This is a genomic window from Aminobacter sp. P4_D5 (assembly GCF_056401815.1).
Genome location: NZ_JBFUIP010000201.1, coordinates 1 through 9254, shown reverse-complemented (window position 1 = coordinate 9254; position 9254 = coordinate 1). Strand labels below are relative to the sequence as shown.

The following is a 9254-nucleotide window of genomic DNA, read 5'->3' as shown; positions in this document are numbered from 1 at the left end:
ACGCAGGCGTGTGCTGAAACTGCCGTTTTGATGCGAAGCTCCCGTTTATGAATAGATCAACCGTTATCGTCGGGTGCTTCTCGTTGACGAAGGCCATCAACGTTATTTCGAGTGTCTGCGGAACATCGTTCGGCAACATGCGCATTTCGATGCTGGCCAGCTCGCCAATTGTCCAGACTCCCCATGGTTCAATATACGAGAATCCGTTGAGGCGAAACCACTGCTCAGGGTTTGCTGCGTGACCCAAATTGTACAGACGGCCCGCTTGAATAGGCGATAGGCCGCTTCGGAATCTGCTAACCTGAGCGATGAGTTCATCTCGCTCTCTCATCCAAGGCCAAGCTGCTCCCTGGCGTGGTAACCAGGTTTGTAAATGAGTGGCCATAGCTGAGCTGGCCTGTATGGGGGAGGGAGGCAAACTGCGATGCTCGTCCACCACATCCGCGTAGATCAACTGGCACTCATGCACCCAATCTTTAAGGCTTGCCGCTGCCCGCGTGCGTTCGGTCACAGCGCGAGCTTCGGCTGGGTCGTAAAGGGCGATCTCCTCCACGAGGGCCTCGGTCGTTAGCTCGCGCTGTAGCGTACGAAGTCCAAAGTTGAACCGCCTCCAAGTTTGCCAGTTCTGAGGTCGTACCAGTCCGGCCAACCCTCGACCGTCGCATACTACGACTGCTCGACCGCAAGCCATAGCCTCGATAGCGCTCAAGGCTGAGGCAAACACCAAGTCATATTTGGGGAAAAGGTTCTCCGGTTCGTCGATCACCCTTCCTACCGCGCTGCCGATGAAGTCGACTTCGATCTCGCGCGCCATGCAGGCGTCTTTCACTGCGGCCAGATGTTGATCGTTCTTGGCGAAAGCCAGTGCACGCTTGGGGCGTGCCGGCAAGTCTGGGCCCTGGTAGAAGCGCTTGAGATCAACCGGGTTCAGTAGGACCCGAAGCTTTTCCAGTGGGACACCGCTTTGATAGCGAAGGAGATCAGCCACCGTTTCGTCAACCGCAACATAGCGTCGTATTGCGGGTAGATGCGGAGGCACGCTGTGCCAATTGACAAAATCGTGCGCAAAGAAGATTGCCGGTGAACCCGGAAAGCGCGCTATTGCGGTAGCTGTGACAGAGTTGTGATGTCCGTGAATAAGGTCGATCTCGCCAGTGATAGTCCGAATATCATCAGTGACCGGGATACCCTTCGATCGAATCTCGTCAGCGATTGGCCCAAGATGCTGTGCATACACGACGGGACTGTGGCCACATTGCTGTAAAGCAAGTGCAATCTCTCGCGTGAGAATTTCTGTCCCGGTTCGCCCGTCCAGGCAGATATTCGCAATCAGAATACGTAGTGGTCGAAAATCTTTCATATGGGCGCATTTTCTTTGTCGGAGTATCAAGCGGCTAGATAGGCGAGGGGGATTCTAGTCACTAGGTAATCTCATCGCACAGATCTACAACTTGGCAAGTTCGGCGATGGTATAAGGTAGTCGATACTCTACGCATTTGGAATTATTCAGCCAAGGTGTGAACGGGACACCGCTTACAATCGTCTGGTAGGGGGCGTTGCAGCGCTTTGGCCTCTGGCCAGGGCGCTTTCTGCCACATCTCGATCTCTTCGGCGTTGGTCAAGACGACGGGTATGGGTTTTTCATGGATCGATCGAGCGACATCGTTCGGGGCGGTGGTCAGGAGTGCATAGACCTCAAAATCCTGAATGCCGTCACGGATCGTCCGCGCTGCACGCCAGGGCGTCCATAGCCCAGCAAAGGAGGGGCAAGTGGCCGACTCTTATCAAGTTCGAACCAGAAGTTTCGATGCTGTCTGCAATCGGGATCCTTATCGCCTTCCGTCGGGCTCGGCTCTGCGAAGCTGCTGAGTGGGACAATGCAGCGATTGTCGACACCGCGCCACTCTGTAGTTGCTGCAACTACCCCTTTGCCGAGCTCGATATCATCGACCACTATGGCGGTTGGCCAGAGGCCTGAAGGTGAGGCTTGGGGCAACTAGGCTCTAAGTTAATTTCCTTCAAGTAGGGTAATGCTGGCAATTGACAGACCCAGAACGCGTGGATCCGCCGCACCGGCTATCGTGGGAGAAGCGGCGTCGGGAAGTTCGATTTTGATGTCGAGAAGACTTGGGTTTTCATCCGCCGGCGGCACGTCCAATTCGATGTCGTTTATGTCCATTGAATTCAATACCCGTTCTTGAGGCGCAGACCCATTTATGCGGAAGATTGCGCGTTGCCGGTCGAGTTTCCCCGGTATCAAGTACGTGCCGGCCTTAAGGACCATTTTGATTTTCTGTTTGGAAAGGTCGCACTCGCATAGCGCCCCGATCGATGCCGAGTTTCCATCTGTCCATCGCCCCCAAGCTTCAACGCTGGAGAAACCACTGATCTGCAGGCATTTATTGTCCTCGCCAGCATACGACACAGTCAAGGGCAATGGAATTTTTCGTGTCTTGATCTGCGATGCGGGAAGGTTGACTACCTCGTAGGAACGAGCGGCATGGTGCGATCTGCAGGCTTCACGAAGCACTGCTATATTCCCTTCCGGAAGTGCTCTGGGCGTTGTTTCGGGGCCATAGTTGGTTGGACCGCCAAAGAATATTGGTTTGTGTTTGACGAAGATAGCGGCTGCCATTCTCTGACTGTAACTGGACACATCGATATAGACCGCGTTTACGCTGTCATCCGTGTCAGCGATGGCGATCTTTGAAAGGCCAGGGTCGAACGAAACGGCCGTCGCGCTCCATTGATAGATGTATTCGTAGACGTTGCTGACGAGCACGAGTGCAAATACGATGAGAACGACGGCTACTCTAACCATTTTGTCGAAACCGTAACTGTGAGCGAAGAAAGGCGAAGAGACCGCAGGCTGTAACGATGAACCCGAGGGGCATGGTGAGCGTTGCCGCGAATTTCCATTGCCGATATGATTCGCCATATAGCTCCCAAATAGCGAGATAAAGAACGACCGCAGCAATAAAGCTTATCGCTAGAAAACGACGCCCGTTTCGTCCTTCCTCTTTGTCTGATCTCCAGTAAAATGCCATGCAGGTAGCGAGTATCAAAATACCAGGGAGTATGTAGTTGATTTCGACTTGGCCGTTGGCCGGGATTTGCGACCAGTTAACTGGCAATCCCAAAAATAGCGCAAGATTGATGAAGGGCAGAGGCCACCCTGCGTCCACAGTAGAAGCGGCGGCGATCAAATATTTCGTGCTCATAATGTAGCGATCAACGCTCATCATCACTGAAAACAGATTCGATGCCACGAAAACACAGAGCGCGTAAGCAGTCGCGACGGCGAATGCTTTTACGGTGTACGACGAATTGCGCAGGACTAGAGCGCCACCAATGGCAGCCGACGATAGCATCATGTATTGTACGAACCACGGATGATAAGTGAACATGACTAATGCCGATAAGGCAGCAGCTGCCAAGCCGGCATTCATCAAGCTCTCTCGCTCACTTGCCATCTCTGCTACGTGAAGCAACGTTACCAAAAGAACCCCTGTGAATAGTACCTGGGCGAGGAAATAGTTAAGAACAACGTAGGYGATAACCGGTGTTGTGGTGAATACAACTGAGATGGCAATCGAAATCCAAAGAGGAAGATTGAAAATTCTCTTGCATATCGTTGCAATGCTGAGGCCAAACACCCCAACAGCCATCCCTAGGAGAGGGATTGCTATCTGTTCTACACTTGTGTTCAGGGTGAACGATGAGAGAGACACGAGATTGAAAGCGCCAAAGGCGTCAATCGAAATCACTCCCTTCACATCCCAAGAGCCCACCGCAGTCGTCACATCTGGCAGATTGCGGAGAACATCGCCAAGCTTTAAGTAGGCGAATATGTCATTGTTGCCCGCAGTTAGAAGTGGCAAAGCGCCCGTCTCRATCCTAGCATAACTCAACAGGCTGTAGACAAATACTGGGATGACAAAGGCAGCTCCCGCCATGAATAGCGAAGGCGCATAAGTCTGCATTAGGGCTTTGGCTGAATTTCGACGTAGTGCCTTTGCGGCGACGAAGGTTGACACCGCAACGCCAAGGGCGAGTAGGATTACGTAGGCTATCTTGACGCTGAGACCGAACCTAAAGGCGTACCAAGATACGACGGTCGTTCCGAGCAGTCCGCACAGCAAAGCAAGGGCGGCGCTCACCCTCACGTTAAATTGCGAGGCGAGTATGAGGGAGATTGGCGCCCCCATAGTCAAGAGAACAATGGCGATCAGAGACGACCGCGTTGTTCCCAGTGCGGCTTCGACCACCAGCCCATATAAATTCATATAGAAAGACCTTCTCTTGACCGGCTCTTACAGCATCATCCGGGGAACTCCAATATGCCTAAAGCGACTCGCGGTTAATTGGCCTCATATTCAACGGCTTTGAAGAAGTTCGGCATTCGGCTGGTTCGAACAGATGTCCAGACGACCTTTGATTTATTGGCCTTGTTGAGCTGGCCCTCGCGCATCTGGCGGCCCCGAAGGCGGTCGCGTCATATCGCATCGACTGGCGAATGCCACAAAAAAACTGGCGGCCAAGCTCGGCGGGTGAGCAAAACTACTGGTTTGGTGGGAACGAATATGATTCCATCCCGCCATCGCCGATGCCGCCGACCCGCTTCCCGGCGACCTTGCCAGCGTGCACGCGATGATCCTCGCCGAGCGTGCGGCTCGTCGTGACGTGGAAGCGCTCGCCACCCAGGCCCCGGACGGTGAACTCCCATTCGGAGGCGCTGATCGCGCGGCTCCGGCCGGAGATCGGGAGATCGAGAAGCTCAAGCGCGACATCCATTGTAGCCGCTCAGAGCGCAAGGCCCAGCTTCTCGAACCGATGGAATTGCAGCTTGAGGGGAACGGCGAGGTTAGCATGAGTGTCCAACTCGTATCGGCGCACCCAATGTGCCGCAAATACTGCGGCACCCTTTATCCCTAAGCGGCCAGAATACACTAGCAGACTGTCAAGTAAATAACGAATCTACAATTTATACCCTGCGTCTGTCGCGTCTTTGTAGAACATCTTCACGGTATCGAGAGAATATTCGTCGAGATCATATCCCACCAACGACAGTTTTTTCAGGATGTCGTTCGTGACAGTGATGACGTGGCAGCCGATCTCGTCCGCTTGGAAAATGTTCAGCAATTCGCGTGGGCTGGCCCAAATCAGCTCGGCTGCCGGGGCCACTTTCAGCATTTCGACTGAGGCGGCCATCATTGGAATTGGGTCTCTGCCTGTATCTGCTACACGCCCTGCAAATACCGACACGTAGCTAGGCACGCTGGGGTCAAGCGCAGCAACGACATCGCGGACTTGCGTCAGCGTCATGATGGCTGTGACGTTCATCTTGACCTTGCGGGCGGCCAGCTTTTCAACCAGCGCGTAGCAGGTTTCTTGCTTGGTGTTGGTGACGGGTATCTTCACATAGACATTTTCGCCCCAGCTAGCGATCTCTAGCGCCTGCTTTTCCATCTCGTCAAAGTCATCGGAGAATACCTCGAACGAAAGCGGCTTGTCGGAAATCGAGGTCAAGATGTCCTTGCAGAAGGTGCGGTAGTCAGTGATCCCTGCCTTTTTCAYCAGCGTCGGGTTCGTTGTCAGACCCTTGATGTAGGGCTTGGAGTACATCTCCAGCATGCCCGCTTTGTCTGCGCCGTCCGCAAAAATCTTGACCTTCAGGTTTTCAACTTTTTTCATATGTATTGCTCCAGGATGATATCTGCTGCTTCACCCAGTGAAGACACGCGATAGTCCACCGATTGAGGTTGTTTTTCGTTGTAGCCATAGTCGATAAATACGGTCCGGCAGCCTGCGGCTTGTCCCGCTTCTATGTCTCGCCAGCGGTCACCGACCATGAAGCTGCTGTTGAGGTCTATGTCATGGAGCGCCGCAGCGGCCAGAAGGGAACCTGGCAGTGGCTTGCGGCAGTCGCAGCCGTCAGAAGTATCATGAAAGCACGTACGGAACTCGTCTATTGGCAGCACGGCTCCAAGAGACGCGTTGATTGCTTCCACAGTCTCTTTCTTGGCCGTACCCCGTGCAACATCGGGTTGGTTGGTTACGACAATCAAGAGATATCCTCCAGATTTAAGCTTCCTCAAGGCTTCCACAACGCCGTCCAAAATTTCCATCTCTTCGACGCTGGTGGGGGGGTACGGCTTTCCGTCTCGCACAATGGCGCGGTTCAGTACACCGTCCCTGTCGAGGAATACTGCTTTCATCAGCGGACTGCAGATTCCCATTTGGTCTGGTTTGCCTTGAGTTTCGGATGCGACACCAACAAGTGCCAGACCACTGCCTGAAATGCTTCCGAATGCGGAGTAATGTTTTCGGCGTTCACAGTGGGAACGATCACGCATACATCAGCAACCGATGCCGTGTAACCGCCATCACGACCAACCACACCGGTAATCTTGGCGCCGACGCTTTTCGCCAATTTGAGAGCCTCAACTAGATTTGGGCTGATGTTCTTTTCGAGATTGCCCCCTCCAACAGACAAGATGAACAGCACGTCTTTGGCGTTGAGCTTGCTGACTTTCAGCCACTCGGCAAAGATAGTCCCCCAGCCTTCGTCATTGGTTCTAGCGGTCAGCTCCGATACGTTGTCGGTTGGTGCATAGCTTTCGATGCCGACGATCTTTCGGAAGTCGTTTACGGCATGAGACGCATTGCCGGCACTCCCACCGACGCCGAGGAAAAAGAGCCGGCCCCCATCGGATTTCGCTTGGGCTAAAAGATCCGCCATGCCTTCGATTGCCACGACATCAAGCTTTTCGATGATTTCCGAGGCTTCCCTCAAATGCTGTTCCGCGTACGTCATTTTCTCCGTCCCTCCATAAAATAGGCTTCTGTTTCCTTGAGGCCGCTGTGAGAACCTATCTCATAGAACCGTTCGTGGACCTCGCAGCCTGCCAATTGTCCCCGAACTGACAGGTCGTGATAGAGATCCGCGAGGTCGAAAACTTCATCATTCCACTCGGCAATGGCTCGCTCGTTCAGGATAGCGAGGCCGTAGTCGATATATTTCATCTCCGGACTGGGTTCTCGTTTATTATATTCGATCAGCCGTCCGTTCGAATACTGAACGTTGCTCTTGTCCCACCGGTCGCCATTTGCCAGTACGGTCATAAGACCGGTCTTGCCGCTCTTTTCGAAAGATGCCTCGACCATCGAAAAGTCGATAGGGAGGAAGGAATCACCGTACAGCACGAAGAAAGTCTCGCCCAGGGCAGGGAGCGCCTGCCGGATTGCTCCGCCGGTGCCGAGCAGTTTCGGCCCATCCGCAGAGTAGAGTACTTCCATCCCGAATGCCGATCCGTCGCCGACAGCTTCTTCGACCATCTCGCCTAGATAGCCGATGCAAAGGACGACACGACGAATACCTTGATCGCGCAGGTAATCCAGCTGGTGATAAATGAAGGGTCTTCCGGCAACCTCGACTAGCGCTTTCGGAATGGTCTCCGTGATGGGGCGAAGCCGGGTTGCAAGTCCTCCGGCAAGAATAGCTACAGTAAGCATCAGGAGCTTAAGACCACTTTTGTACCCTCGAAGTCAAAGCGGAAGCGGACCTCTTCCAGCCCTGCGGCGGCCATTGCATGACGGAGCCTGTTTCGATCGCTGGCCACGAACATCAAWAAGCCTCCGCCGCCTGCGCCTACGAGTTTGCCTCCGACCGCGCCGTTCTTCATGCCGAGCTCATACCATTCGTCGATCTTGGGATTGCTCATGCCACCCGAGCGGCGCTTCTTGTGCTCCCAGTGTTCGTGCATGAGCTCGCCAAAAAGTTTCGTGTCGCCGGTTTCAAGCGCGTCACGGCTGCGGTAGCCGAGTTCCTTCACATAGTGGAGGTTGTTAAGCATGTCGGCGTCTTGGCTCTGCGACTTCACCTGTTGGTCCTTGAGTATCCCACTGGCACTACGCGAGAAGCCGGTGAAGAACAGGAGAAGGTTGTCCTCGAGGTCGAACATTGTGTCCATGGCAAGACCAAGCGGCTTTGCCGTCACCTTGTCGTCCCTATGAAACGTGAAGCAAGTCACGCCACCCACGGCCGCAATGTATTGGTCTTGTTTGCCGATTGGCTCTCCGAGCCGGTCAATTTCTATATGACAGGCCAGTTCAGCTAGTTCTTCTTGGTGAAGGTGCCGCTTCCTGTGCGTGTACAGAGCCTTCAGCAGCGCGGTCGTAAAGCTACCCGACGAACCTAGCCCTGTGCCGGCTGGGATGTCGGCCAAAGTGGTAACTTCGACTTGCGGCGTATTGAACCCGACCATCTGCAACGATTCGCGTATGATCGGATGTCTTACATCATTAATCTGATCAACATGTTCGAGGTGGGAATACTTAAGGTAAATACCTTCCGTGAACGGCCGCATCACAGTGACATAGACATACTTGTCAATTGCGGCCGATACCAGAAAGCCTTCGTGGTCCCTGTAATAGGACGGCAAATCGGTTCCACCGCCACCGAGAGTGATGCGCAAGGGACTACGCGCTATGATCATAGCCGGACTCCTGATAGATCTTTTCGATAATTTGGAGGGCTTCGAAAGCGTCCACGAGCCCAGCTTCGGGATCCCGGTCCAGTGCTATGTCTTCGAAAAACTCCGCTAGCTCAATCTCCCAAGAATTGTCCGCCATGGGGTACTCCCAAGCCGACGTCTCGGGTGGTCCCATCTGGGGCAGCATCTTGTAGTGTGTGAGCCGCTCTACACCGTAGCTGCCACCCAGACCAGAAATATCAAGCTTGCCGTCCTTGCCGTAGATCTCCATGGAGAACATGTTTTTCCATTCGGTGCAGGAAACATGGAGAAAGGCGGCCTTTTGATCGTGCGTTTTCAACAACATGAAGCCATTGTCATCGACCGGCATATCCCAATAGTAGGTGTGCGCGAAACCTGCTGTGCTTGTAAAATTACCCAAGAACCATCTCGCAAGGTCAATCAGGTGCGGCCCTTGATCAATCAGTTCGCCGCCACCAGACAACTCTGGAATTGCCCGCCATTCACGGTCGTAGCCTGGTCGCCCACCATGACCATAGCGCGCTCGGATGAACATTAGTTCTCCAAGCTCGCCAGAGTTCACAATCTCTTTGGCCTTCCGCAAAGCTCTGTGGTAGCGGTGGCTGAAACCTACATGCACCTTTACCTGATATTTTTCCGCTGCAGCGATCACTGGCAGAAGTTCGGCCGATGTGCGCGCCGCCGGCTTTTCGACTAGAACATGTTTGCCGGCTTGGATCGCTGCAAGGCTTATATCAG

General features: G+C 53.8%; 9 protein-coding genes and 2 pseudogenes. 1 reads left to right on the top strand and 10 read right to left on the bottom strand.

All coding sequences use genetic code 11. The annotated features are described in order from the left end of the window. The 4 genes and pseudogenes from AC1DWF_RS27570 to AC1DWF_RS27555 all read right to left on the bottom strand — a co-directional run. Nucleotides 1-1360, bottom strand: a 1360-nt coding sequence (locus AC1DWF_RS27570) for a glycosyltransferase (RefSeq protein ID WP_476842292.1), incomplete at its 3' end; no start/stop codon positions are given. Between the two features lie 142 nt (nt 1361-1502). Continuing rightward, nucleotides 1503-1751: pseudogene (locus AC1DWF_RS27565) on the bottom strand (hypothetical protein); the annotation flags it as partial. Between the two features lie 257 nt (nt 1752-2008). Then, the gene (locus AC1DWF_RS27560; RefSeq protein WP_476789518.1) at nt 2009-2821 is read right to left on the bottom strand and encodes a DUF7024 domain-containing protein; all 813 of its coding nucleotides are present in this window, start codon (nt 2819-2821) and stop codon (nt 2009-2011) included. Beyond that, nucleotides 2814-4286, bottom strand: a complete 1473-nt coding sequence (locus AC1DWF_RS27555; protein WP_476842291.1) for a hypothetical protein — start codon at nt 4284-4286, stop codon at nt 2814-2816. The genes AC1DWF_RS27560 and AC1DWF_RS27555 overlap by 8 nt, the downstream gene beginning before the upstream one ends. A 313-nt stretch (nt 4287-4599) precedes the next feature. Here AC1DWF_RS27555 and AC1DWF_RS27550 point away from each other — a divergent pair. Then, nucleotides 4600-4851 (top strand): annotated as a pseudogene (locus AC1DWF_RS27550) (IS66 family transposase); the annotation flags it as partial. A 126-nt stretch (nt 4852-4977) separates the two neighbouring features. Here AC1DWF_RS27550 and AC1DWF_RS27545 read toward each other — a convergent pair. The 6 genes from AC1DWF_RS27545 to AC1DWF_RS27520 all read right to left on the bottom strand — a co-directional run. Beyond that, nucleotides 4978-5694 carry a transaldolase gene (locus AC1DWF_RS27545; RefSeq protein ID WP_476842290.1) on the bottom strand — a complete coding sequence of 239 codons (717 nt, stop codon included), beginning with the start codon at nt 5692-5694 and terminating at the stop codon, nt 4978-4980. Continuing rightward, nucleotides 5691-6218, bottom strand: coding sequence for a D-glycero-alpha-D-manno-heptose-1,7-bisphosphate 7-phosphatase (locus tag AC1DWF_RS27540; protein ID WP_476787001.1), 528 nt, complete (start codon nt 6216-6218; stop codon nt 5691-5693). The genes AC1DWF_RS27545 and AC1DWF_RS27540 overlap by 4 nt, the downstream gene beginning before the upstream one ends. Beyond that, nucleotides 6218-6817 (bottom strand): SIS domain-containing protein, encoded by a 600-nt coding sequence (locus tag AC1DWF_RS27535; protein ID WP_476789587.1) that lies wholly within the window; start codon nt 6815-6817, stop codon nt 6218-6220. Before AC1DWF_RS27535 ends, AC1DWF_RS27540 begins: the two co-directional genes overlap by 1 nt. Then, the gene (locus AC1DWF_RS27530; RefSeq protein ID WP_476789588.1) at nt 6814-7515 is read right to left on the bottom strand and encodes a nucleotidyltransferase family protein; all 702 of its coding nucleotides are present in this window, start codon (nt 7513-7515) and stop codon (nt 6814-6816) included. The genes AC1DWF_RS27535 and AC1DWF_RS27530 overlap by 4 nt, the downstream gene beginning before the upstream one ends. Next, complete coding sequence (locus tag AC1DWF_RS27525; RefSeq protein ID WP_476842289.1) at nt 7515-8498, bottom strand: GHMP family kinase ATP-binding protein; 984 nt, start codon at nt 8496-8498, stop codon at nt 7515-7517. The genes AC1DWF_RS27530 and AC1DWF_RS27525 overlap by 1 nt, the downstream gene beginning before the upstream one ends. After that, a partial coding sequence (locus AC1DWF_RS27520; protein WP_476842288.1) for a Gfo/Idh/MocA family protein occupies nt 8482-9254 on the bottom strand: 773 nt, incomplete at its 5' end. The genes AC1DWF_RS27525 and AC1DWF_RS27520, both read right to left, overlap by 17 nt.

Excerpts from the sequence above, each read along its gene's own strand:
- AC1DWF_RS27560 (WP_476789518.1), bottom strand. The coding sequence starts at position 2,821 with ATGGTTAGAGTAGCCGTCGTTCTCATCGTATTTGCACTCGTGCTCGTC.
- AC1DWF_RS27540 (WP_476787001.1), bottom strand. The coding sequence starts at position 6,218 with ATGAAAGCAGTATTCCTCGACAGGGACGGTGTACTGAACCGCGCCATT.
- AC1DWF_RS27535 (WP_476789587.1), bottom strand. The coding sequence starts at position 6,817 with ATGACGTACGCGGAACAGCATTTGAGGGAAGCCTCGGAAATCATCGAA.
- AC1DWF_RS27530 (WP_476789588.1), bottom strand. The coding sequence starts at position 7,515 with ATGCTTACTGTAGCTATTCTTGCCGGAGGACTTGCAACCCGGCTTCGC.